Annotated in this window: 17 protein-coding genes and 1 riboswitch; of the genes, 9 read left to right on the top strand and 8 right to left on the bottom strand. The window is 63.5% G+C overall.

Features of this window, described 5'->3' with window-relative positions:
- Positions 1–1,601 precede the first annotated feature (1,601 nt).
- On the top strand, positions 1,602–2,213 hold the full coding sequence (locus tag G6P99_RS30630; RefSeq protein WP_165124505.1) for a hypothetical protein: 612 nt from the start codon (positions 1,602–1,604) through the stop codon (positions 2,211–2,213).
- A gap of 429 nt (positions 2,214–2,642) precedes the next feature.
- Here G6P99_RS30630 and G6P99_RS30625 read toward each other — a convergent pair whose 3' ends face one another.
- On the bottom strand, positions 2,643–2,864 hold the full coding sequence (locus tag G6P99_RS30625) for a hypothetical protein (RefSeq protein WP_165124502.1): 222 nt from the start codon (positions 2,862–2,864) through the stop codon (positions 2,643–2,645).
- Between the two features lie 599 nt (positions 2,865–3,463).
- Here G6P99_RS30625 and G6P99_RS30620 point away from each other — a divergent pair.
- The 3 genes from G6P99_RS30620 (at position 3,464) to G6P99_RS30610 (ending at position 6,761) form a co-directional block, all read left to right on the top strand.
- Complete coding sequence (locus G6P99_RS30620; protein ID WP_165124499.1) at positions 3,464–3,640, top strand: hypothetical protein; 177 nt, start codon at positions 3,464–3,466, stop codon at positions 3,638–3,640.
- Positions 3,641–4,582: 942 nt separating this feature from the next.
- On the top strand, positions 4,583–5,671 hold the full coding sequence (recA, locus tag G6P99_RS30615; protein WP_029083875.1) for a recombinase RecA: 1,089 nt from the start codon (positions 4,583–4,585) through the stop codon (positions 5,669–5,671).
- A gap of 106 nt (positions 5,672–5,777) precedes the next feature.
- Positions 5,778–6,761, top strand: a complete 984-nt coding sequence (locus tag G6P99_RS30610) for a hypothetical protein (protein WP_245284841.1) — start codon at positions 5,778–5,780, stop codon at positions 6,759–6,761.
- 51 nt (positions 6,762–6,812) lie between these two features.
- On the opposite strand, the gene G6P99_RS30605 is transcribed toward G6P99_RS30610, so the two are convergent.
- The 4 genes from G6P99_RS30605 to gcvT all read right to left on the bottom strand — a co-directional run bounded on the left by G6P99_RS30605 (position 6,813) and on the right by gcvT (position 11,829).
- The gene (locus tag G6P99_RS30605; protein ID WP_029083873.1) at positions 6,813–7,250 is read right to left on the bottom strand and encodes an acyl-CoA thioesterase; all 438 of its coding nucleotides are present in this window, start codon (positions 7,248–7,250) and stop codon (positions 6,813–6,815) included.
- Between the two features lie 151 nt (positions 7,251–7,401).
- Complete coding sequence (gene gcvP, locus G6P99_RS30600) at positions 7,402–10,275, bottom strand: aminomethyl-transferring glycine dehydrogenase (protein WP_029083872.1); 2,874 nt, start codon at positions 10,273–10,275, stop codon at positions 7,402–7,404.
- Between the two features lie 22 nt (positions 10,276–10,297).
- Complete coding sequence (gene gcvH / locus G6P99_RS30595; protein WP_029083871.1) at positions 10,298–10,663, bottom strand: glycine cleavage system protein GcvH; 366 nt, start codon at positions 10,661–10,663, stop codon at positions 10,298–10,300.
- Between the two features lie 20 nt (positions 10,664–10,683).
- Positions 10,684–11,829, bottom strand: coding sequence for a glycine cleavage system aminomethyltransferase GcvT (gene gcvT / locus G6P99_RS30590; protein ID WP_029083870.1), 1,146 nt, complete (start codon positions 11,827–11,829; stop codon positions 10,684–10,686).
- Positions 11,830–11,969: 140 nt separating this feature from the next.
- Positions 11,970–12,059, bottom strand: a riboswitch (glycine riboswitch).
- Positions 12,060–12,261: 202 nt separating this feature from the next.
- Between gcvT and alaS the strand changes: the two genes are divergently transcribed.
- The gene (gene alaS, locus G6P99_RS30585) at positions 12,262–14,937 is read left to right on the top strand and encodes an alanine--tRNA ligase (protein ID WP_029083869.1); all 2,676 of its coding nucleotides are present in this window, start codon (positions 12,262–12,264) and stop codon (positions 14,935–14,937) included.
- 11 nt (positions 14,938–14,948) lie between these two features.
- Complete coding sequence (locus tag G6P99_RS30580; RefSeq protein WP_029083868.1) at positions 14,949–16,199, top strand: cyclic nucleotide-gated ion channel; 1,251 nt, start codon at positions 14,949–14,951, stop codon at positions 16,197–16,199.
- A gap of 94 nt (positions 16,200–16,293) precedes the next feature.
- Here the strand turns inward: G6P99_RS30580 and G6P99_RS30575 are convergent, their stop codons facing one another.
- The 3 genes from G6P99_RS30575 to G6P99_RS30565 all read right to left on the bottom strand — a co-directional run bounded on the left by G6P99_RS30575 (position 16,294) and on the right by G6P99_RS30565 (position 19,527).
- A complete protein-coding gene (locus G6P99_RS30575; protein ID WP_029083867.1) occupies positions 16,294–16,794 on the bottom strand; it encodes a DUF3455 domain-containing protein in 501 nt (166 codons plus the stop codon).
- 36 nt (positions 16,795–16,830) lie between these two features.
- A complete protein-coding gene (locus tag G6P99_RS30570) occupies positions 16,831–18,045 on the bottom strand; it encodes an NADP-dependent isocitrate dehydrogenase (protein ID WP_029083866.1) in 1,215 nt (404 codons plus the stop codon).
- 123 nt (positions 18,046–18,168) lie between these two features.
- A complete protein-coding gene (locus tag G6P99_RS30565; RefSeq protein ID WP_198031236.1) occupies positions 18,169–19,527 on the bottom strand; it encodes an alpha/beta hydrolase family protein in 1,359 nt (452 codons plus the stop codon).
- Positions 19,528–19,868: 341 nt separating this feature from the next.
- Between G6P99_RS30565 and G6P99_RS30560 the strand changes: the two genes are divergently transcribed.
- The 3 genes from G6P99_RS30560 (at position 19,869) to G6P99_RS30550 (ending at position 24,133) form a co-directional block, all read left to right on the top strand.
- The gene (locus tag G6P99_RS30560) at positions 19,869–21,065 is read left to right on the top strand and encodes a TrmJ/YjtD family RNA methyltransferase (RefSeq protein ID WP_029083865.1); all 1,197 of its coding nucleotides are present in this window, start codon (positions 19,869–19,871) and stop codon (positions 21,063–21,065) included.
- Between the two features lie 483 nt (positions 21,066–21,548).
- Entirely contained in the window at positions 21,549–22,853 is a 1,305-nt protein-coding gene (locus tag G6P99_RS30555) for an adenylate/guanylate cyclase domain-containing protein (RefSeq protein WP_165124496.1), read from the top strand.
- A 362-nt stretch (positions 22,854–23,215) separates the two neighbouring features.
- On the top strand, positions 23,216–24,133 hold the full coding sequence (locus G6P99_RS30550; protein ID WP_051346632.1) for an MBL fold metallo-hydrolase: 918 nt from the start codon (positions 23,216–23,218) through the stop codon (positions 24,131–24,133).
- Positions 24,134–24,197 lie beyond the last annotated feature (64 nt).

Below are 24,197 nucleotides of genomic sequence, written 5' to 3'. Positions count from 1 at the left end.
GGAAAAAGTGGCAATTGGGAACTCGCCGTGTTAAACGATAGCCCATTGGAGCCTGCTCGCTTCGAGCATAGGAAATACTGGCCTTTGGCTTCACTGCCGGGGCCTATTTTTTGGCGCTAGGACACTTGTGGGGTAGTCCGCGAAGACAGTTTTCCATTGCCACTTTTTCCCGGTACCGTGAATCGCGCTCCTCCGGACAGGGGCGCCCAATGAAGCGGCCCCGGTGTGTTCCCCAAGCCCGTCCGGGGCCGTTTCGATTCAGCGCGGGGTCATGGACAAACAACCGATACCCGTCGGTGAACAGATCATCACCATCGCGTTGCTGGTGATCTTCGCACTCGTAATTTGGTACGGCGCCATGATCTGAGACTGGGCGCCTTTTTATTCACGGGGCTGTCACCGACAAGATGGAATGGGGCTAGCTTTTGGGGCCTTTTCTTGGAAACACCGTGCTCTCCCGGAATCCCCAAGCCCTGTGGATAAGTGTAAACGGACTCTTGCCGGGGCAGGTCCTGTTTTCATCCCGTAGCGTGTTTTTCGAGAATTTCCCTCGGCTGGGGGCCGCACGATGCGAGGCGGCCCCTTTCTATTCGGCGGCGGGGCAAACGGCCTCAGCGTTCGTTCCAACGCGCTGGGGCCGTTTCTTTGGGCCGACGATCTGGACGAGGGGAGCCGTGCGAACCGGCCCGCTTCCCTCTCTGACACGAACTTGGCGAGGATTTGGATGGGCTGCTCAGGGTCGGCCTCGTTCGCCAGAAACAGGTAGTACTCACTCCCGTCTAGCGCGATCCCGTCGTCCCCACCCAACTGTCGTTGGAGTATGCGCCCGAGGAAGACTCAGGGAAGGGCTCGTAATGAAAGAGGCCGCCAACTGAGGCGGCCTCTGATTAGCGACCCCAGCAACCTTTGGGGGCCCTATGGGAGGCTGGCTGCTGGGGCCATCTAGCGACCCGGTTGGTGCATACGGGCCGACATAGCTATCAGTTTGCAAGGAAAGCAAACGCCATGATTGCTATCGGGCTGAGACCTAGGATTACAGCCCAGAATCGGAAAAACAGGTCATTTGACATGACACAACCCCACGTAGAGGGGCAGTCTACGCCGGGAAAACTTGGTAGCTCCAGTGCAGTTCGTGCCAAGCCGTAGAACTACGGTGATTGGCTCGTTGTCAGGAACTCCGTTCACCCACGGAGAACCCCGGTAACACTTCTCCTCGGTGGATGAAGAACACTTGGCGGACCATAAGGATTGCTAAGGCCAGAACATCCGGTGCGCGACTCAGTAGTCCTACCGAGAACAACGGCTAAGCATTGGTTGCCGCTCGGTTAATTCAAAACAGGCCACTCCGAAAATCAAACTAGGCCACTAGGGGATAAAACAGGCCAGCACCCGACTACCGGTGCTGGCCCCTTATGCCCCGCCCAACCCCGAAAGAGGCCACTCAACAGTTCCCGGTGCGATGAGATTTGTATCGTCGCGCAAAGGAACCCTCCCACCGCGACATGGAAATCAAATGACACCACCGGGACCATGGCTAACGGGCCTTTCGCCACGCTTTGGATACGGTCAGCTATCTCGCCAAAGTAACCGATATGAGATCGGTGGCAGACCAGGTTGGGCGAATTGGGCCATTTATCAGAATGCTCGATCTGCCACTGGTTCAACTTGTCCCAGAACTCATGCAATTGCGTATTCGCATAGAACAAGAGTTGCGGCGGAAGGATTTCCTCTTCGTCTCAGAAGAGATGACCAAACTCTATAACGAATCCGACCCGCGCAGAGGCGCGGTCAAAGGATCTGATCCGTTCGAACTGGGTAAAAAATTCAAGAAAGCCCATGCGGACATTGCTAGTGCCGGAAGATGTTTAGCCGTTGAGGAAAGCACGGCGTGTGTATTCCATTTAATGCGGGCGATGGAGGCCGCCGTCCGTGACCTGAGCCAACGCCGACATATACAACTTCCCATTACCCCGAAAACGACTTGGCGCGGCCTAACCGGGCAGATGGACGGCAAGATTGCAAAGATGCCTGAGAATACGGTTTCGCTAAAACGAAAGAAAAACAGATGGGAGGAAGCGAGAGCGAATTTGCACCACGTTGGTTCAGTATGGCGCAACAACACTATGCACCCAGCGTCGTCGTATACGCCTTCTCAGGCGCGCGACATCTATGAAGCCTGCCGAGTGCTCATGACCTCGCTCGCGCGCCTTTAGGCGGATTGGTAACTGATGTGGGCGCTAGCGGTACGTTCCGTACTCGGCTCGGTGCCGCGAAGATGTTCGGTTTGATCGAGGGAGCACAGGGGCGAGTCACACTGACTCCGCTCGGTCACGATGCACTCGACAATTCAGGTGTGGCCTCGGCCGCCCGTGCTTCCGCATTTCTGAATGTTGAGTTGATACCGCTTCCAGCATCTTTAAGATGATCTACAGGGATGCGCCCGTCGGCACCGAAGGACTACCGTGGCAAAAGAGCGACGCGACGTAACGAAAGAGGCCGCCAACTGAGGCGGCCTCACATTCCGAAGGAATGTCTCATCTGACTCGCCATGCGCTGGACGGCATCAGTGTATCGACCGTGGGCGAATTGCTGATCGGCTACATAGAGGGCCACAATAACGCCTATGACTATCAGCAGTCCTTTCACCGGAGACCCATCCGCTCTACGGCGATTTTCGCGATCTTGCGCGGATCGTTGGTGCCGGCTGCGCAGATGTCGATAACGTCGCGAGCCACCATCCTGCAAAGTGGGTCGTCACGGTCAAGCACGCCTAACAAATGTAGGGCGTGGTCGAATGCCTTGTTCAGACGTTCGATTTCCTCAGGCGTGCGTTCGCAGTCTTTCAGCAACTGATTGATTGGCATTGTTCCAGTCCTCAGCAGGTCACTGGCGCAACTAAACCAAGTTCCACTTGTAGCACGGGAACTCCGTTCACGCCCGTAGAACTACGAGACTAGGCTTCGCCGTTCGTTCTGCGGGATAAAATTCCTTGATACGGATAAAAGATTGGATGGGACAGAACATCCGATAGGCTTCTCGGTAGTCCTACCGAGAACACCGGATAAGCCTTGGTTTCGGCTGGCTTAAAGCAAAACGGACCACTCCAAAAATCAAAAAGGACCACTGAAGTTTGGTGGGGATGGAAAGGGGCCAGCACCCGACTACCGGTGCTGGCCGAAATAGGCCACTCGCCAAATCAAAACAGGCCAGTGTCTAAACCCGAATTTAATGGGATTGGCTGACCGCAGGCCCTACATCGAAATTGTGTCGACTCCTTCCGACACTCCTCCCCAGACTGTGGCCCCAGCTCGCCCCCGCGCTGGGGCCGTTTTCTTTGGTCCGCCTCGCAGGGCCACTGCGAATCCACATAGGTCCATTGCCACTTTGTCCCGATGACTCCCGTTTAGATGCGTTCTAAATACGTCCTGCGCTGGCCGTATGTCGCGCGTGGGGAAGCGTGGCTATGAAAGAGTACAAGGCCTATCTGCTTAGGGCGGACGGGAAGATTGCGAAGCGTGTCGATCTATTCTGCGAGGACGACGAGGCGGCCAAACTGCACGCAAAGAATCTGGCGAAGGATTGCGTGGTCGAGCTTTGGAAAGGCGCGAGAAGGATCGCGGTGTATCAACCAACTCATTAGCAATCAGAGGCGGAAAATATCGCCAGGAATCGAAAGGGGCCGCTCAAGCACGGCCCCCTACCGGTTTAGTCTGAAAATTTGATCGGGATGAAATCTAGCCCCGGCAAGAGGAAGATTAGAGTTTTCAACACATTATGGGATTCCGGGAAACTACGGTGTTTCGCCCCGGAACCAGCCGCCACTAGCAGATGCGAAACAGGCCACTGCGCACTGCGGTTGATATGCGGGGAAATTTTGAAGATGTTGCAATGAAAGAGGCCGCCAACTGAGGCGGCCTTACTCCCTCGCATCAAATGCGCGTAGCAGTTTGTTATCTTTCCAGATCTCCACGGTATGCCAGTCGACTAAGATCTCGGCCTTCCGGATTGCGTCTGCGTCGCTCTCACAGCGCAAATCGATCCGGCTCAGAATGCGATCATCAGCGCCTATCGAGTAGACGCAGTAGAGTGATGCCACTCCCATCGGTCCTCCACCATCGAGGCTATATGCCCGCTTGGAGCCATTTAAAGCAGCATCAAGGAAAAGTTGCTAGTTTTTCCCGATCTCCGGAACATTACAGAATTTCCGCAGCGCAGCGATTTCGCGCAAACGGAACTCCGTTCACCCACGGAGAACCCCCGGTAACTCCGCTGTGCTGTGGAGAGAGAACAGTTAGCGGACCATAAGGATTGCTAAGGCCAGAACATCCGGTGCGCGACTCAGTAGTCCTACCGAGAACAACGGCTAAGCATTGGTTGCCGCTCGGTTAATTCAAAACAGGCCACTCCGAAAATCAAACTAGGCCACTAGGGGATAAAACAGGCCAGCACCCGACTCTCGAAAAGAACATATTGCGAACATAGAACAAACGTGGTACGAGGTTCCAACAACAACGCATTCCACCCGCTCTCCGCCGCCCGTTTTTCCCGCTAGCGAATCCCCGCCATAAGGAGCACATCCCAAATGTCCGCTACTGCACTGCGTATCGTCGAAGGATCCTCCATGGACAAGTCCAAGGCCCTCTCAGCCGCGCTCTCCCAGATCGAGCGTCAGTTCGGCAAGGGCTCGGTGATGAAGCTCGGCAAGAACGACCGCTCTATGGATGTTGAGACGGTGTCCTCGGGATCGCTCGGGCTCGATATCGCGCTCGGCGTCGGCGGTCTGCCGAAAGGGCGCGTGGTCGAGATCTACGGGCCGGAATCCTCGGGCAAGACCACGCTGGCGCTGCACACGGTGGCGGAAGGCCAGAAGAAGGGCGGCATCTGCGCCTTCATCGACGCCGAACACGCGCTCGACCCGGTCTATGCGCGCAAGCTCGGTGTCAACATCGACGAGCTGCTGATCTCGCAGCCCGACACCGGCGAGCAGGCGCTGGAGATCTGCGACACGCTGGTGCGCTCCGGCGCGGTCGACGTGCTGGTGATCGATTCGGTTGCGGCGCTGGTGCCGAAGGCGGAACTTGAGGGCGAGATGGGTGATGCGCTGCCGGGCCTGCAGGCACGCCTGATGAGCCAGGCGCTGCGCAAGCTCACCGCCTCGATCAACAAATCCCACACCATGGTGATCTTCATCAACCAGATCCGCATGAAGATCGGCGTGATGTACGGCTCACCGGAGACCACCACCGGCGGCAACGCGCTGAAGTTCTATGCCTCGGTCCGCCTCGACATCCGCCGCATCGGCGCGATCAAGGAGCGCGACGAGGTCGTCGGCAACACCACCCGCGTCAAGGTTGTGAAGAACAAGCTGGCGCCGCCCTTCAAGCAGGTCGAGTTCGACATCATGTATGGCGAGGGCGTCTCCAAGATGGGCGAAATTCTCGACCTCGGCGTCAAGGCCGGCATCGTCGAGAAGTCGGGCGCCTGGTTCTCCTATGACAGCCAGCGGCTCGGCCAGGGACGCGAGAATTCCAAGGCCTTCCTGAAGGCGAACCCCGACATCACCGCCAAGATCGAGGCCGCAATCCGGCAGAACTCCGGCCTGATCTCCGAGCAGATCCTCGCCGGCACGCCCGAGCGCGACGCCGAGGGCGAGGAGCCGACCGAGGAGTAAGCCGGCTCACTTCAAGACTTCGCTGCAAGCGGGCGCTGAGGACGTTGAGTTGCCGACGTCTTCGGCGCCTGTTTCGTTTTGTGCCGGCGTCGACAGAGTTGTGCCGATGAAGCGCCTGATCCTGACCAGTCCGTCCGGCCTCAGCCTTACACGTTCGGGGCTCGCCGAGATCGCTATTACATCCGGCTTTCGATTTGTTGGCGGACCGCTGCCGGCGCAAAGAGAGCTTGAGGCTTACTTCGGATTACGGTCGGACCAGGATCCGGTCGGACATTGGTCGCACTGGAGCACGCGGAGCCAGTGGCCTCAGGATGCCAAGGCGCGCAGGGCTCTCGCGCTGATCGAATTCTGCGAACCTTTCGAGATTATCGAGCTTTGGTTCGATCCGGACCCAAATGATCAATTGCAGCTGATTTGGTTGCTCGACCATTTCCGGGCCTATCCGGCGATGGCGGCCAAGTTAAAATTACGCCTGGTCGCTTTTGGTCTGTCGACGATGCACGAGACATGGAGCGGATGGAAAGAAGTGCCGCTTATCAACATACGGCCTGCCGACCTCGAGACCGCAAGCATCTGCTGGCAGGCCTATCGCGCGGCGACGCCCGAAGCCTGTTTCGATGCGCTGCATCGAGACCTCAGCGGCTTTCCCTTGCTGAGGCCGGCCCTGCTTGACCTGCTCCAGGAGCTTCCGTGGAGCAGATCGGGACTTGGCGCGACCGAACTGCGACTGCTCGAACTGATTGCGGCGGGCTTTATGGGTACGAACGGGTTGTTCTACCTTCGCGGCTTCGGTCAACGCGCCGTATTCACCGACATGGAAATCGGGACGCTGCTTCAAGGGCTCGCGCACGGGCCGCAGCCCGCGATCGCCGGACTCGATGACGAGTTACGCGTCATCGCCCCTGAGAATTTGCGAGCGCGCATGGAGGCCTATCGGCGAAGCCGGCTGTCGCTGACTGAATTTGGCGAAGCTGTCCTCGCCCATAAGGAGGACTTCAGTCGTCACAATCCGATCGATCGCTGGTGGGGCGGCACGCATCTCACCAACGACAATCTCTGGCGCTGGGCCCCAACCCTGGTGAAGCACTAGCGCCCAGTGGCCGTTGTGACTCAATCCGCGCAACACGGATTGGCAATCCGCTTAGCCCTGCGCCAGCGCCTTTTCCCGGCGCGCGATCAGCCCCCGCAAGTCTTCGGTCACGGCGACCGATTGGTGCGTCTTCTGATCGGTGGCGACCCAGATGATCTCGCCGGTGGCGCGAAGGTCGTCGGAGCCCTTGGCGAAGATCGCAAGCGCAAGCACGATCGAGGAGCGGCCGATCCGCGCGACCCGCACGCAGACCTCGATGTCCTCGTCGAACCGGATCGGCGCCTTGTATTCGACGACCGACTTCACGGTATGAAAGTCGACGCCGGTCCGCGCCACCTCGCCGAGATAGTCGTAGCCCATCGCGCGAAAATATTCGGTGATCGCCGTGTCGAAATAGGTCAGATAGTGGGCGTTGAACACCACGGCCTGCGCGTCGACCTCGGAATAGCGGACGCGAAACGGGAAATGAAACCAGAATTCCTGGCGCATGAATCCTCCTGCCGCGGCATTGCTCGCCGTCGTTCTTCGGACCTTATGATCACCGGACCGCAGGATGGGTAGAGCGAAGCGAAACCCATCACGGCTCATCACGCTCGACGAATGATGGGTTTCGCTTCGCTCTACCCATCCTAAAATAGCGCTACTCCGCCGCCTGCGCGTAATCCTCCACCGGCGGGCACGAGCACACCAGATTGCGATCGCCATAGACGTTGTCGACGCGCCCGACCGGGCTCCAGTATTTGTCGGACCGTGACACGCCCGCGGGGAAGCAGCCCTCGGCGCGGCTGTAGGCCCGGTTCCAGGCATCGTCGGCGATGTCGTGGACGGTGTGCGGCGCGTGGCGCAGCGGCGAGGCCTCGACCTTCCAGCGGCCCTTCTCGATCTCCGCGATCTCGTTGCGGATCGCGATCATGGCGTCGCAGAAGCGGTCGATCTCGAACTTCGATTCCGATTCCGTCGGCTCGATCATCAGCGTGCCCGCCACCGGGAAGCTCATGGTCGGCGCGTGGAAGCCGTAGTCGATCAGCCGCTTGGCGATGTCGTCCACGGTAACGCCGCTGGTCGTCTTCAGCGCCCGCGGATCGACGATGCACTCATGCGCGACGCGGCCGCGGACGTTGCGATACAGCACCGGGAAATGCGGCTGCAGCCGTGCCGCGATGTAATTCGCATTGAGGATCGCGATCTCGGTCGCGCGCGTCAGCCCTTCGCCGCCCATCATCAGGATGTAGATGTAGGAGATGGTCAGGATCGACGCCGAACCGAACGGCGCGGCCGACACCGGGCCGATGGCGTGCGCAACCGTGCCGTCGGTTGCGGGATGGCCGGGAAGATAGGGCGCAAGATGCGCCTTGACGCCGATCGGGCCCATGCCGGGGCCGCCGCCGCCATGCGGGATGCAGAAGGTCTTGTGCAGGTTGAGATGGCTGACATCGGCGCCGTAATCGCCGGGCCGGGACAGCCCGACCTGCGCATTCATGTTGGCGCCGTCGAGATAGACCTGTCCGCCATGCGCATGCACGACGTCGCAGATCTCGCTGATATGCTCCTCGAACACGCCGTGGGTCGACGGATAGGTGATCATCACAGCGGCGAGATTGGCCGAATGCTTCTGCGCCTTGGCGCGCAGGTCCTCGACATCGACGTCGCCGCGCGCGTCACAGGCCACCACCACGACGTCCATGCCGACCATCGCGGCCGAGGCCGGATTGGTGCCATGCGCGGAGGAGGGGATCAGGCACACCTTGCGATGCGGCTCGCCGCGCGCGAGATGATAGCCGCGGATCGCGAGAAGCCCGGCATATTCGCCCTGCGCGCCGGAGTTCGGCTGCAGCGAGACCGCGTCATAGCCGGTGATGTCGCACAGCCACGCCTCCAGCCGCTGGAACAGCGCGTGATAGCCCTTGGCCTGATCCGCCGGCGCGAACGGATGCAGATTGCCGAACGCCGGCCAGGTCAGCGGGATCATCTCGGTGGTGGCGTTCAGCTTCATGGTGCAGGAGCCGAGCGGGATCATCGCGCGGTCGAGCGCCAGGTCACGATCGCTGAGCTTGCGCATGTAGCGCAGCAGTTCGGTCTCCGAGCGGTGCGTGTTGAACACCGGATGGGTGAGGAAGGCGCTGGTGCGCCGCAGCTCCTTCGGCAGCGCCTCGCGTGCGGCCGCCTCAATCTCGGCATAGCTGAGCTTGCCGCCGAACACGCGCCACACCGCCTCGACGGTCTCCGGCGTCGTGGTCTCGTCGAGCGCGATGCCGAGCGTGGTTGCGCCGATGCGCAGATTGATGCGCTCCGCCAGCGCGCGGGAGACAATCTCGATCTGCTTTGCGCCAGCCTCGACGGTCACGGTGTCGAAGAACGCTTCGCTCACAGGCGCAAAGCCGAGCTTGCGCAGGCCTGCGGCAAGCACGGTGGCGCGGCGATGCACGCTGCGTGCGATATGGGTCAGGCCCTCGGGGCCGTGATAGACCGCATACATCGAGGCGATCACGGCGAGCAGCACCTGCGCGGTGCAGATGTTCGAGGTCGCCTTCTCGCGGCGGATGTGCTGTTCGCGGGTCTGCAGCGCCAGGCGATAGGCCGGCGCGCCGCGCGAATCCACGGAGAGGCCGACGATGCGGCCGGGCAGCGAGCGCTTCAGCGTGTCGCGCACCGCCATGTAGGCGGCGTGCGGTCCGCCATAACCCATCGGCACGCCGAACCGCTGCGCCGAGCCGATTGCGATGTCGGCACCGAGCTCGCCGGGCGAGGTGAGCAGCGTCAGCGACAGCAGGTCCGCCGCCACGATCGCAAGCGCGCCCTTGGCGCGCAGCGATGCGATCGCGGGCTTAAGGTCGCGCACCGCGCCCGAGGTGCCTGGATATTGCAGCAGCGCGCCGAGCACGTCGGCCTTGTCGAGCTCGGTCAGGGGATCGCCGACGACCAGCGCCCAGCCGAGCGGAGCGGCACGCGTGCGCATCACCGCCAGCGTCTGCGGATGCACCTCCTTGTCGACGAAGAAGACCTTCGCCTTGACCTGCGAGTGGCGCTCGGCGAGTGCCATCGCTTCCGCCGCCGCGGTCGCCTCGTCGAGTAGCGAGGCGTTGGCGACGTCGAGCCCGGTGAGGTCGCAGACCATGCTCTGGAAGTTGAACAGGGCTTCGAGCCGGCCCTGGCTGATCTCCGGCTGGTACGGCGTATAGGCGGTGTACCAGGCCGGGTTCTCCAGGATGTTGCGCTGGATCACCGCGGGCAGGATGGTGCCGGAGTAGCCCTGGCCGATCAGCGAGGTGAACACCTGGTTCTGTGCGGCGAGCTCGCTCATATGCGAAAGCGCCTCGGTCTCGCTCAGCGCGCGGCCGAGATCGAGCGGCGCCTTCTGGCGGATCGACGCCGGCAGCGTCTCGTTCATCAGTGCTTGCAGGCTCGCAGCGCCGACGGTCTCCAGCATCGCGTTGATGTCGCGCGGCGACGGTCCGATGTGGCGGCGGACGAAATCAGTGGCGGCTTCGTTGATCGGCTTGAAGGGCGCGTTCATGGCTTGATCCTTGGGCTGATCCTTAGGCGGTGTGCGCGGCGTAGGCGGCCTCATCCATCAGGCCGCCGAGCTCGCTCTTGTCTGATATCTTCAGCTTGAAGAACCAGGCTTTGCCGCCGGCATCCGAATTGACCAGCGCGGGCTCGGCCGCGAGTTCTTCGTTGACCTCGATCACCTCGCCGGTGATCGGCGCGTAGACATCGGAGGCGGCCTTGACGGATTCGACGACGGCGGCGGCCTCGGCCTTCTTCAGGCTGCGGCCGACCTTGGGCAATTCGACGAACACGACGTCGCCGAGCTGCGATTGCGCGTAGTCGGTGATCCCGATCGTGGCGACGTCGCCCTCGATGCGGAGCCATTCGTGGTCGGACGTGTACAGCGTCGTCATGGGGATCGATCCTTTGGCGTCTAGCGTTTGTAGGTATTGGGAACGAACGGCGTGGCGGCGACTTTCAGCGGCAGCCGCTGGCCGCGCACTTCGGCGAAAACGGTGGTGTCGAGCGCGGAAAGCGAGGTCGGCAGATAGCCCATCGCAACCGGCGCATTGAGGCTCGGGCCGAAGCCGCCCGACGTCACCTTGCCGATTGGCTCGGTCGAGGTCGGATCGGCAAACAGGGCTGCACCTTCGCGCACCGGTGCGCGGCCGTCAGGCTTCAAGCCGACACGGCGGCGGGAGGCACCTTGCGCGAATTGGGCGAGGATCTTGTCGGCGCCCGGAAAACCGCCGGCACGGGCGCCGCCGCTGCGGCGCACCTTCTGCACCGACCATTCCAGCGCGCCTTCGACTGGCGTCGTCGTGGTGTCGATATCGTGGCCATAGAGGCAGAGCCCGGCTTCGAGCCGCAGGCTGTCGCGCGCGCCGAGCCCGATCGGCAGCACGTCGGGATTGTCCAGCAACGCCGTGACCAGGGCTTCGGCCTTGTCCGCCGGCACCGAAATCTCAAAACCGTCCTCGCCGGTATAGCCGGAGCGCGAGACGAAGCAGTCGATGTCGGCGACGCGGCGCGGGCCGGCGTCCATGAATTTCATCGAACTGACATCTGCACAAAGTTTCGCCAGCGCCGATTCGGCTTTCGGTCCCTGCAGCGCAATCAGCGCGCGGTCGGCCAGCGACACGATTTCGCAGGCGTCGGAGAGATGCGCGCGCAGATGCGCCTCGTCCTCGGCCTTGCAGGCGGCGTTGACCACCAGGAACAAATGATCGCCGAAATTCGCGACCATCAAATCGTCGAGCAGCCCGCCGTCGTCGTTGGTGAATTGCGCGTAGCGCTGCCGTCCCGGCGCGATGCCAACAATGTCCTGCGGCACCAGCTTCTCCAGCGCGAGCGCCGCATCGGTGACCTTGCCGGATTTGGCCTTCAGGACAAGCTGGCCCATGTGCGACACGTCGAACAGGCCGGCTTCCTTGCGGGTGTGCAGGTGCTCCTTGAGCACGCCGGCGGTGTATTGCACCGGCATGTCATAGCCGGCGAACGGCACCATCTTGGCGCCGCGCGCCAGGTGCAACGCGTGCAGCGGGGTCTGTTTCAGCGGGGAAGTTTCGCGCGCAAGCATCACAGGGCCCTCGCGGTTCCCGCAGGGGACCTATTTCCCCTTGAGAAACCTGCAGAAAGCCCCATCTGTCGCTGTGCCTGAGAGTATTATCCCGTCGGCGGACGCATCGGGGATAACCCCAGCGCCTCTTTCCAGATGTCAGACGTCACGCGGTCCTTTTGCCTGAGAGTTTCCGGGGCGGTTGCTCCTTCGGCGCCGGCGCAAGGCCGGTCTCTCCCGACGTGACTTAAGTACAGGTAGGTAGAAAACACGGCGCCACCAAGACTGTCAACGCAGCTGCAGCAACTATCCAATGGGCTTTGTGCTGCCGCGGCAAGCCCATGATCCGCCTGCACAGTTTCTGGACACCGCAGCTGGCAATGTCTAAAAGCGTTCGGCCGGAAAATGACGCCTTTTTGCGGCTGGCCGGCCCCTTTTTCCGATTGGATGAACATGAGCAGCGTCAACGACATCAGGTCGACATTTCTGAACTTCTTCAAGGAGAACGGCCACGAGATCGTGGCGTCGTCGCCGCTGGTTCCGCGCAACGACCCGACCTTGATGTTCACCAATGCCGGCATGGTGCAGTTCAAGAACGTCTTCACCGGTGTCGAAAAGCGCGCCTATCAGCGCGCCACGACGTCGCAGAAGTGCGTGCGCGCCGGCGGCAAGCATAACGACCTCGACAATGTCGGCTACACCGCGCGCCATCTCACCTTCTTCGAGATGCTGGGCAATTTCTCGTTCGGCGACTACTTCAAAGAGCGCGCGATCGAGCTCGCCTGGAATCTGATCACCAAGGATTTCGGGCTGAAGAAGGACAAGCTGCTCGTCACCGTCTACCACACCGACGACGAGGCGGCCGGCTATTGGAAGAAGATCGCGGGCTTCTCGGAGGACCGCATCATCCGCATCCCGACCTCGGACAATTTCTGGGCGATGGGCGATACCGGCCCGTGCGGGCCGTGCTCCGAGATCTTCATCGACCGCGGCGAGCACATCTGGGGCGGACCTCCGGGCAGCCCGGAGGAGGATGGCGATCGCTTCCTCGAATTCTGGAACCTGGTGTTCATGCAGTACGAGCAGGTGACGAAGGAGGAGCGCGTGGCGCTGCCGCGTCCCTCGATCGACACCGGCATGGGGCTGGAACGCATGGCGGCCATCCTGCAGGGCGTCGAGAGCGTGTTCGAGACCGATCTGTTCCGCCATTTGATCGATGCGGCCGCGTCGGCGCTCGGCCATGGGCCGAACGCGCAGAACGTCGCGTCGTACCGGGTGATCGCGGACCATCTGCGCTCGTCGGCGTTCCTGATTGCCGATGGCGTGCTGCCGTCGAACGAGGGCCGCGGCTACGTGCTGCGCCGGATCATGCGCCGCGCGATGCGCCACGCGCAGCTTCTGGGTGCCAGCGAGCCGCTGATGCATCGCCTGGTCTGGGCGCTGGTCCGCGAGATGGGCCAGGCCTATCCGGACCTGGTGCGCGCCGAGAAGCTGATCGAGGAGACGCTGCGGCTGGAAGAGACGCGCTTCCGCAAGACGCTGGTGCGTGGCCTGTCGATCCTCGACGAGAAGAGCGCCGGCCTCAAGAAGGGCGACATGTTCGACGGCGACACTGCGTTCACGCTGTACGACACCTACGGCTTCCCGCTGGACCTGACGCAGGACGCGCTGAAGTCGCGCGGCATCAGCGTCGATCAGGCCTCATTCACCGACGCGATGAACCGTCAGCGCGAGAAGGCGCGTGCGTCCTGGGTCGGTTCGGGCGAGGCGGCGACCGAAAACATCTGGTTCCCGCTGCGCGAGAAACTCGGTGCGACCGAATTCCTCGGGTATGAGACCGAGAGCGCGGAAGGCGTAGTGACGGCGCTGGTCAAGGACGGTGCCGAGGTCGACGGCCTCAAGGCCGGCGAGAGCGCCGCGATCGTGCTGAACCAGACGCCGTTCTATGCCGAGTCAGGTGGTCAGGTCGGCGACGTCGGCATCCTCACCGGCGAAGGCGTCAAATTCCGCGTCACCGACATGCAGAAGAAGGCCGGCGATCTGTTCGTGCATGTCGGCACGGTGGAGCAGGGTACGCTCAACGTCGGCACCGCGCTGCAGCTCGAGGTCGACCACGCCAGGCGTTCGTCGATCCGAGCGAACCATTCGGCGACGCATCTGTTGCATGAGGCGCTGCGCCAGGTGCTCGGCGATCACATCGCCCAGCGCGGCTCGCTGGTCGCGCCCGATCGCCTGCGCTTCGATTTCGTGCATCCGAAGCCGATCACGCCGGAAGAACTCTCCCGGGTCGAGGACATCGCCAACGACGTGGTGCTGGAAAATGACGAGGTGACGACCCGCGTCATGGGTGTCGACGACGCCCGCGAGGCGGGTGCGCGCGCACTGTTCGGCGAGAAATACGGTGACGAGGTCCGTGTCGTCTCGATGGGCAAGAGTGCCCGCGAGCACGGCCAGAATGCGCTCGGCTGGTCGGTCGAGCTCTGCGGCGGCACCCATGTCCGCCGCACCGGCGACATCGGCCTGATTTCGGTGACCAGCGAGAGCGCGGTGGCCTCAGGCGTTCGCCGCATCGAGGCGCTGACTGGACACCACGCGCGCAAGCACGCCAACGACACCATGGCGCTGGCCAAGACCGCGGCGGCCGAGCTGCGCACCACGATCGAGGATGTGCCGGCGCGCATCGCAGCCCTGATGGAGGAGCGCAAGAAGCTCGAGCGCGACCTGTCGGATGCCCGCAAGAAGCTCGCGATGGGCGGCGGCGGCGCGTCGTCGAACGGCGCGGCCTCGGGCGTGCGCGAGGTCGGCAATGTCAAGCTGCTCGCCCGCGCGGTCGAGGGCGTCGAGACCAAGGACCTCAAGAGCCTGGTCGACGACGGCAAGAAGCAGATCGGCTCCGGCGTGGTCGCCATCGTCGGCGTCACCGAGGACGGCAAGGCCGGCATCGTGGTCGGCGTCACCGCCGACCTGACCTCGCGCTTCAACGCGGTTGAGCTGGTGCGCAAGGGCTCCGAGGTGCTCGGCGGCAAGGGCGGCGGCGGCCGGCCCGACATGGCGCAGGCGGGCGGTCCCGACGGCGCCAAGGCGGACGCCGCGCTGTCGGCGATCGAGCAGGCGATGGCGAGCGCCTGACGGAGAGGCTGATCGTGGCGACGGCTCCGGGCAAGCCCACGATCAGCGATCCCGGGCTGCGCGACCGTCTCTACGAGCTGCTCGAGCAGGACCACCTGCCGCATTCGGTCGGCTCGCGCTTTGTCCGGCTCGTCATCGCGATCATCACCGTCGATGTGCTGGCGGCGATCCTGGCATCGGTGCCCGAGTTCGACGCCCAGCTGTGGTGGCTGTTCACGGCGATCGAGATCGCCGCCGTCATTGCGTTTGCGCTGGAATATGCCGCGCGGCTCTGGAGCGTGGTCGGCCGCTCGCTGCGCGACATGACGCCGTTGCAGGCGCGGCTCGAATACGCCTTCTCGGCGCTCGGCGTGATCGATCTGCTCGCCTTCCTGCCGTCGGCCATCGCGCTGGTCATCAACGACAAGACCGCGTTGGTGCTGTTCGGCATGCTGCCGTTCCTGAAGCTGGTGCGCTATTCGACCGCGATGCGCTCGCTGCTGGCGGCGCTGCACGCCGAACGGCGCACGCTGTTCGGCTGCGTCGTGATCCTGACCGGCGCGGTGCTGCTGTTCGCCTCGCTGCTCTATGCCATCGAGCACAAAGTGCAGCCGGACAAGTTCGGCACCATGCCGCAGGCGATGTGGTGGGCGATCGTGACGCTCGGCACGGTCGGTTACGGCGACGTCGTCCCGGTGACGCCGCTCGGGCGGATCGTGACCGTGGTTGCGATCGTGGTCGGCTTCGCGATGATCGCCCTGCCGGTCGCGATCGTCTCGACCGCGTTCGCCGACGAGGTCCGGCGCCGCGATTTCGTCGTGACCTGGGGCATGCTGGCGCGGGTGCCGCTGTTCTCGCATCTCAACGCGGCCGATATCGCCGACATCATGCGCCTGCTGCGCTCGCAGACCATCGAGGCCGGCGAGGTGCTGGTGCGGCGCGGCGATGCGGCGTCGTCGATGTATTTCATCACCGCGGGCGAGGTCGAGATCGACCTGCCGAGCCAGCTTGTGAAGCTTGCCGACGGCGCGTTCTTCGGCGAGATCGCGCTGCTCCGGCGGACCAACCGCTCCGGCACCGTGACGGCGAGGCGCAAGACCAAGCTGTTGGTGCTCGACGCGCAGGACTTCCATGCCCTGATCGAGCGCATGCCGGCGCTCGCCGCCCATGTCCGGGAAACGGCGGAGGCGCGGCTCGCCGATCCGCTTACGGCCGGTGGCGACCTGGCCGTCAGCGAAATCGCGCAGGCGCCGGGCGAGACCGACGGCGGTATCCGCGACTAGAGCCTCATTCCGATTGAATCGGAACGAGGCTCTAGATTCTTCTTTTGACGCGTTTTCTTCACGCGAACCGGTGTCCACTTCGCTCGAAAACGCTCTAGTCGCGGCGCAGGAACACGTAATCTGCCGAATAGGGGACGCTCTGCAACGCGCCGACCTTGTCGCAGGCGCCGTCGAGCTGCCCGCCAGATGTGTTGATCCGCTGCACAGTGGCGACGCTGGTCAGCACGCCGTTGCCGCGGTGGGCGATCACCTCGAGTTTCAGCCAGGGAATGTCGGCGGCAGTTGCGCCCGGTGCGCTGCCGGCGGTGCGGGCGGTCACGGCGCTGCCGTCGACATGCTCCCAGTTCGGGCCGGCATAGTGCCGGCCGACCGTTCGGCCGCCGGCGATCAGGGTGGCGATGGGTTCGCGGAACGACCAGGCGAGCTTGCCGTCGGTGACCGGCTTGCACTCATAAACCTGGGCGCCCTCGGCATGGACGGCGAGGACCGCGGTCTCGTCCGGCGCCGCAACGGGGGCGGGCAGGGGATCGGCAGCGAGCGCCGCCGATCCGGTCAGCAACAAGGATGCGAGCGTCACCCGGCCGAGTAGGGTCATGGTCACGCTCACTGCAACGTTCGGCAACAGGCGGCCTTAGGCCGCCATCGCCTTGCCGAGGTTGTCGGCAACCTTGTCGAGGAAGCCGGTGGTCGAGAGCCAGCGCTGGTCGGCGCCGACCAGGAGCGCGAGGTCCTTGGTCATGTAGCCCTCTTCGACGGTCGCGACGCAGACCTTCTCCAGGGTCGTGGCGAACTTCGCCAGTTCCGGATTGTTGTCGAGCTTGGCGCGGTGGGCGAGGCCACGGGTCCAGGCGAAGATCGACGCGATCGAGTTGGTCGAGGTCTCCTTGCCCTTCTGGTGCTCGCGGTAGTGGCGGGTCACGGTGCCGTGGGCGGCTTCAGCCTCGACGGTCTTGCCGTCCGGAGTGAGCAGCACCGAGGTCATCAGGCCGAGCGAGCCGTAGCCCTGGGCCACGGTGTCGGACTGCACGTCGCCGTCATAGTTCTTGCAGGCCCAGACATAGCCGCCGGACCATTTCAGCGCCGAGGCCACCATGTCGTCGATCAGGCGGTGCTCGTAGGTCAGGCCCTTCGCCTCGAATTCCTTCTTGAACTCGCGGTCGTAGATGTCCTGGAAGATGTCCTTGAAGCGGCCGTCATAGACCTTGAGGATGGTGTTCTTGGTCGAGAGATAGACCGGGTAGTTGCGCAGCAGGCCGTAGTTGAGGGAGGCGCGGGCGAAATCGATGATGGAATCGTCGAGATTGTACATCTCCATCGCGACGCCGGCGCCGGGCGCCTTGAACACTTCGCGCTCGATCACGGTGCCGTCCTCGCCGACGAATTTCATCGACAGCGTGCCCTTGCCGGGGAACTTGATGTCGGTGGCGCGGTACTGGTCGCCATAGGCGTGGCGGCCGATGATGATCGGCTTGGTCCAGCCCGGAACCAGGCGCGGCACGTTCTTGCAGATGATCGGTTCGCGGAAGATCACGCCGCCGAGGATGTTGCGGATGGTGCCGTTCGGCGACTTCCACATCTGCTTCAGGCCGAACTCCTTCACCCGGGCCTCGTCGGGGGTGATGGTGGCGCATTTGACGCCGACGCCGACCTTCTTGATGGCTTCGGCGGCATCAATGGTCACCTGGTCGTTGGTCTCATCGCGGTATTCCATGCCGAGATCGAAATAGAGCAGTTCGACATCCAGGAACGGGTTGATCAGCTTGTCCTTGATGTACTGCCAGATGATCCGGGTCATCTCGTCGCCATCGAGCTCGACGACGGGATTGGATACCTTGATTTTTGCCATGACGGAGGGGCCCTCTTGGGAACAGCGCGCTTTTGACCGCGGGTTGGAATACGCCTGCGCTATAGCACCGCCCGGGGGCGGGCGGAAGCGGACCGGTTATGCACTTTAAGCCCATCTTTTCAGCTAAAATGGGACCTGCGTGGCGGTCCCGGCCACGATGTACCAGGTCACGAACAGGCCTGCGATCAGGGCCCCCGGCAGGCTCGATCCGGTCCGCCGCCAGGTGAAGGTCGCGATCACGGCGACGATCGCCAGGAGCGGCACGAACTGGATCGCGACGATGGTCGAGAGCGGAACGAAACTGGGGTCCGGGATCGGATTGAACAGTTTTCCGGTCAGCCACAGCGTGCCGTATTGCAGGACCAGCAACACGATGAAACCGAACGTCAGCGCCAGGATGTTGGTCAGATAGAGCGCCCCGCGCGGGGCATCCATGGTCGAGAAATTCCGGTGCAGCACGTGCAGCGCCACGACGAAAAACGTCGTGAACGGAATCAGATAGATCAGGAAGATGAGGAATTGCTTCGCGCTCATCAACTTAAGTGCGACGATCCAGAACCTGAAGTCGATCTTGAACGCGAGGTCGGCGAGCCAGAGCGCGGCATAGCCGACCGCAACCGAAATCACCGCGATCACGACGGATTGACCGACGAGGCCGGCCCGGCTGGCGCGCTTCGGCGCGAACCGCATCAGGGCGAGCGTGATGAGGCCGTTGATGATGACCCAGACCAGGATCTGGTTGGTGATGCCCTGCGGCAGGAACGTGCTCGGGGTCACGAAGGTGCCGCCCAGCGCAAAGGCCGGATAATAGGTCAGCGCCGGAATGAAGGCCGAGAGGATGAACGCTGTGGTCCAGCGCCGTCCGCTCGCGGCCTCATGCGGCGGCATGGTGCCGTCGGCGACCGCCGGCAGCCGCAGGCGGGAGAACATCGGTGCCTCCAGCAGCCCGTCGAACGTCCCGATCACCAGCGCGACGAAGCCGATCAGCGCGATCAGGGTGCCGATCTCCTTGCGGAACCAGATCTGGTCGTCTGCTGGCCGCGCCGTGCCGCCCCTCAGCGTTTTGGCGAACCAGTCGAGGCTGTAGCCGATCGCCTCATGCGAGATGTGCTCGGCCGGATGGGTCATCGCCGGCGTGTAGAGCATGCGGGCGGTGCCATTGGCCGGATCGCCATAGACCTTGCCGGGCTCGACCGCGCCCTGAGTGCCGAACAGCGCCCAGAGCTTTGGGCTCGTGGCGACGTCGCGGGCAAGGTCGACGCCCCACATCAGGGTGGAGAATTCCTCGTACTGGGCGAACACCAAAGCGGTGTTGCGCGGCCAGCTCGCGGCGCCCTCGGCGGCGAACGGCTTGCCGGTGGACGAGCCCTCCAGCACCATCGACTTGTAGTCGTTGGGCATCGCCGCGGCGGCGGCCAGCACGGTCCAGCCGCCCATCGAATGGCCCTCGAGGCCGATGTTCTCCTTGTCGAAGGCCCACAATCGCCAGCGTCCATCTGCCCCGCATCGTCGTGCCCCCAAGGTGCCCCGCCGTTCAACCGGCGTCTCAAGCGTGCCTTTACAGCTTCGCTTTGGTTGTGGTTGATAGCCTATCCGAAGGCGAAGCGCGCGCAAGCGGGAGCCTTCGTTGCGCGCGACCTGGACTCCGATTGAGGATTCGCAATCGCCGCTAACCCTGTTATCTCCTTGGAGAAAATGGTCCCGCGCAAAACCGGTGCACAGCTGGTCGATGCTGCTCTTGGGCCGCCTGCATGAGACTTTGAATCTGGCTCTTCGGAAGCTGATTCAAAACCTTCAGACGTTGAATCAGAAAGTGAAGTGAGATGTCCGGCACCGACAAGACCAAGGCAGGGCACGACCTTGCCGGTCCCGTCGTCATCCTGGTCGAGCCGCAGCTTGGCGAGAACATCGGCATGGCCGCGCGCGCGATGGGCAACTTTGCGTTGACCCGGATGCGCATCGTCAATCCGCGTGACGGCTGGCCGAATGTCGCCGCGCAACGCGCCGCCGCCGGCGCCGACCACATCATCGGTTCGGTCGAGCTGTTCGACACCGTCGAGCAGGCGATCGCCGACCTGACGCTGGTGTTTGCGACCACCGCCCGTGCCCACGACCAGGCCAAGCCGGTGGTCGGGCCGGAAGGCGCGGCCGGCGAGATCGTCGGCCATGTCGCCTCCGGCGGCGGCGCCGGCATCCTGTTCGGGCGGGAGCGCTCCGGCCTGACCAACGAGGAGGTCGCGCTCGCCAACCGCATCATCACCTTCCCGGTCAACCCGGGCTTCGCCTCGCTCAATCTGGCGCAGGCGGTGCTGTTGATGGGCTATGAGTGGTTCAAGCTGTCGACCGCGGGCGCGCTGCCGTTCGCGATGCCTGAGCGGTCCGAGCCGGCCTCCCAGCACCAGATGCAGGCGTTCTTCGACAACCTCGTCGCCGAGCTCGACAAGGTCGAGTTCCTGCGCCCGGCGGAGAAGCGCGACACCATGCTGGTGAACCTGCGCAACATCTTCACCCGGATGGACCCGACCAAGCAGGACATGCACACGCTGCACGGGGTGGTGATGGCGATCGCCGAGGGACGCAAGGGCCCGGCCAAGGGCGGGGTGCTCGACGGCGCCCAGGCCACTCGGCTGCGGGCGCTGCTCGCCGAGCAGGGTGGGGGCGGCGCCGTCGCCGACAACTCCAGCACGGTGCGCGGCCTCGCCCGGCTGCTCCGCCGCAACCCGACCGATGCCGAACGGATCCTGTGGCAGGCGCTGACGCGGGACCGCCGCTTCGCCGGCCAGTTCAAGCGCCAGACCCCGGTCGGCCGCCACATCCCCGACTTCGTCTCCTTCGTGCACCGGATCGCGATCGAGCTAGTCAATCCGAACGAGAGCGAGGCCATCGGCGCCGACCGCGCCAAGCGCCGCGCCTGGCTCGAGGCGCGCGACTATCGGGTGGTCGACATGCACGTGGCCGACGTCGAGCGCGATCTCGACGGCGAGCTGGCGCGGCTGGAGGGGAGTTTGCGGGGGCGGTAGCTCACGCTGTCGTTCTGTCCGTGCGGCACGCGTGAATTTGGGCGAATAGCTCCTTCCACGCGTCGTCCCGGCGAAGGCCGGGAGCCATAACCACAGGATTGGGTTGGTAAGGAAGGCTGTGGCCCCAGCGTCGCGCAACAATCACCTTCGGTGGTTATGGGTCCCGGCCTGCGCCGGGACGACACTGAGTGTGTGGTGCCGCTTGTGAGTCACACATTCGCATTCTCGCGACGTGAATTGCCTGAGCCTTGCAGGACCTTCAAGGCGAGGGGGCAGGTGCCCTTCAGCGCGCAATAGGCAGGGCTCCCGCATCGTCACCCTTCGGCGCCTGCGCACGCGTTCGGTCTCGATCGAACATGGGCGGCGTACCGGGCTGGCTTTCGACGCGTCTGGGCAGGCGATCTTGAGCCGTTTCGGACGATCCAATCTTTCGCTATAATTCCACGCTGGCCGTGAAAACCTCGGGAAGCGTGGGGGGCGTTAATGCAGCCGGACACGCGGTACGCCAAGAGCGGCGACGTTCACATCGCCTATCAGACCTTCGGCGAAGGCCCCGTCAACGTCGTTTTCGTGCCCCCTGGCTTCACCAATGTCGAGCAGTGGTGGGAGGAGCCGGACGTTACACGTTGGCTGCTCCGCTTGGGCAGCTACGCCAGGGTCGCCATGTTCGACAAGCGTGGCACCGGCCTGTCGGATCGCGTGACCGACTTCCCCGGTCTCGACCAGCGCATGGACGATCTGCGGGCGGTGACGGATGCTGCGGGCATGGAGCAGGCGGCGCTCCTCGGCAACTCCGAGGGGGGCACGATGTCGGCGTTGTTCGCCGCGACCTATCCCGATCGCTGCCGCGCACTGGTGCTCTGCAACGCCTATCCCGCATCAACATTCGCGCAGGTGAGGTTGGAGCAAAGCCTCGAATATATCCGGCGCGCCTGGGGAAGCGGCCTCAGCCTGACGAGGTATGCGCCCTCCCGCGCGCATGATCCGGCAGTCAGTCGCTGGTGGGCCAGGAACGAACGAATGTCGAATAGCCCGGCCGGTGCCGCGTCGTTCGCCCGCATGAACCACCTGATCGACGTCAGCGACATCGTCTCCACAATTCGGGTTCCTACCCTTGTCATCCATCGGACCGACGACAGGGTCGTCAGCGTCGAGGGGGGCCGGTTTCTCGCGAAGCATATTCCAGGTGCGCGCTATCTGGAGTTCCCGGGGGAAGACCATCTCCCTTTCTTCGGTGAGAATGCCGGTGACATTTCCGATGCAATCGAGGAGTTTCTGACCGGCTCACGGCCACCCGTTGCGGTCGATCGCGTGCTTTCCACGGTGCTCTTTACCGACATCGTCGGTTCGACCGAGAAAGCCGCCACGCTCGGCGACCATCGATGGCGCGACCTGCTTGATCATCATCATGCCGTGATCCGGCGCAGCCTCTCCAGATTCCGCGGCCGCGAAGTCAATATGACCGGCGACGGCGTGCTCGCCACCTTCGACGGACCGGCCCGCGGCGTGCGGTGCGCGTGCGCAATTGCCGACGAGGTCAGGGGCCTGGGCATCGACGTCAGAGCCGGACTGCACACAGGCGAATGCGAAGTGATGGGCGATGATGTCGGCGGAATTGCTGTTCACATCGGTGCTCGCGTCGCGGCCCTTGCCGGTGCAAGCGAAGTGCTGGTGTCGGGTACGGTCAAGGATCTGGTGGCGGGGTCCGGCCTGCGCTTTGGTGACCGAGGCAGTCATTCGCTCAAAGGTGTTCCAGGCGAATGGCGCATTTTCGCTGTCGAAAGGTGAATGCATGAACACGTAGCGCCGCGGGACGCCGGCGCCCCCCGCGCTCGAGTTTGCCGGGGCCGAATTGTCGCACCCCATGTGCGTCAAGTTGTCATTTCTACAGAAGGTTGGAAGTGCCATCATCGGGTAGCGCGAAGGTCCATTCGCGTTCGCGTTGTGATCGTTCGTGCTCATTTTCCTCGGGTGCGCCGCACAGTCGGCCTACCTGTGCATCGAGCCGTCGCCTTTGCGCGCATCGGCAGCAATCTCTCTACACTGACGACAATCGGTCTGGCGCAGCGGCAGAGCCGGTTCGCTAGACATCTCTCCATTCTAACGCAACCACGCCGCAACACAGCGTGGTCGGTCAGCTGGAGAGAACCATGAACCTACACAACACCTCACACCTCGGTCGGCCGGGGCCCGAAGAGCTGGTTCCGTCGCGTTACGCGCTGCGGATCGGAGAGATTGACGTGCTGGTGGTCAGCGATGGGGTGCTGCCGCTCCCAACCGCGATGTTGGGACACAACGCCGACAAGGCCGACCGGACGGCCTGGCTGAACGACATGTTCCTACCGCCCGACGCGTTCGATTGGGCGCTGAACGTCGTCGTGGTGCGGAGCGGCGGGCAGACCATCCTGATTGACGCCGGGCTGGGGCTCGACCCGGACCTGCACTTGCCGCGGGCCGGGCAGTTGATCAAGCGGCTGGAGGCCGCCGGCATCGATCTTGGGTCCGTGACCGACGTGGTGTTGACCCACATGCACATGGACCACGTTGGCGGGCTGCTCGTCGACGGGGTGAAGGAGCGGCTGCGTCCGGACCTGCGGATCCACGTGGCGGCCGCCGAGGTCAAGTTCTGGGAGGCGCCTGATTTTTCCCACGTCTCGATGCCGCCGGGATTCCCGGACGCGCTGCGGGCGACCGCCAAGCGGTTCAGGAAAGAGTACCAGAGCCAGCTTCGCACGTTCGAGGACAAGCATGAGATCGCGCCAGGGGTGGTCGTCCATCGCACCGGCGGCCACACCCCCGGACACAGCGTGGTTCGCCTCGCGTCCGGCGGCGACAGCCTGACCTTCGCAGGCGACGCCGTGTTCGCGGTCGGGTTCGAGCACCCAGACTGGTTCAACGGCTTCGAACACGACCCCGAGGAGGCCGCCCGCGTTCGTATCCGTCTCTTGCGCGAGCTGGCCGAGACCGGTGGGCTGCTGGTGGCCACGCACCTGCCGTTCCCGTCCGTCGGCCATGTCGCGGTCGATGGCGACGCCTTCCGCTGGGTGCCGGTGTTCTGGGACTACTGACCGCTTGTCAGGTTAGGCCGAACCAGGGCGCGTGCTCATCGCGTTGATGAGATCACGCCCTGGG

The organism is Bradyrhizobium sp. 6(2017) (assembly GCF_011058295.2).
Taxonomy (GTDB): Bacteria; Pseudomonadota; Alphaproteobacteria; order Rhizobiales; family Xanthobacteraceae; genus Bradyrhizobium; species Bradyrhizobium septentrionale.
The sequence above is the reverse complement of the archived record's forward strand: the minus strand, read 5'-3'. Positions and strand labels throughout refer to the sequence as shown.

Bases quoted from the DNA above. Each gene is read 5' to 3' on its own strand.
- G6P99_RS30625 (WP_165124502.1), bottom strand. From the start codon at position 2,864: ATGCCAATCAATCAGTTGCTGAAAGACTGCGAACGCACGCCTGAGGAA.
- G6P99_RS30620 (WP_165124499.1), top strand. From the start codon at position 3,464: ATGAAAGAGTACAAGGCCTATCTGCTTAGGGCGGACGGGAAGATTGCG.
- recA (WP_029083875.1), top strand. From the start codon at position 4,583: ATGTCCGCTACTGCACTGCGTATCGTCGAAGGATCCTCCATGGACAAG.
- G6P99_RS30610 (WP_245284841.1), top strand. From the start codon at position 5,778: ATGAAGCGCCTGATCCTGACCAGTCCGTCCGGCCTCAGCCTTACACGT.
- G6P99_RS30605 (WP_029083873.1), bottom strand. From the start codon at position 7,250: ATGCGCCAGGAATTCTGGTTTCATTTCCCGTTTCGCGTCCGCTATTCC.
- gcvP (WP_029083872.1), bottom strand. From the start codon at position 10,275: ATGAACGCGCCCTTCAAGCCGATCAACGAAGCCGCCACTGATTTCGTC.
- gcvH (WP_029083871.1), bottom strand. From the start codon at position 10,663: ATGACGACGCTGTACACGTCCGACCACGAATGGCTCCGCATCGAGGGC.
- gcvT (WP_029083870.1), bottom strand. From the start codon at position 11,829: ATGCTTGCGCGCGAAACTTCCCCGCTGAAACAGACCCCGCTGCACGCG.
- alaS (WP_029083869.1), top strand. From the start codon at position 12,262: ATGAGCAGCGTCAACGACATCAGGTCGACATTTCTGAACTTCTTCAAG.
- G6P99_RS30575 (WP_029083867.1), bottom strand. From the start codon at position 16,794: ATGACCCTACTCGGCCGGGTGACGCTCGCATCCTTGTTGCTGACCGGA.
- G6P99_RS30570 (WP_029083866.1), bottom strand. From the start codon at position 18,045: ATGGCAAAAATCAAGGTATCCAATCCCGTCGTCGAGCTCGATGGCGAC.
- G6P99_RS30560 (WP_029083865.1), top strand. From the start codon at position 19,869: ATGTCCGGCACCGACAAGACCAAGGCAGGGCACGACCTTGCCGGTCCC.
- G6P99_RS30555 (WP_165124496.1), top strand. From the start codon at position 21,549: ATGCAGCCGGACACGCGGTACGCCAAGAGCGGCGACGTTCACATCGCC.
- G6P99_RS30550 (WP_051346632.1), top strand. From the start codon at position 23,216: ATGAACCTACACAACACCTCACACCTCGGTCGGCCGGGGCCCGAAGAG.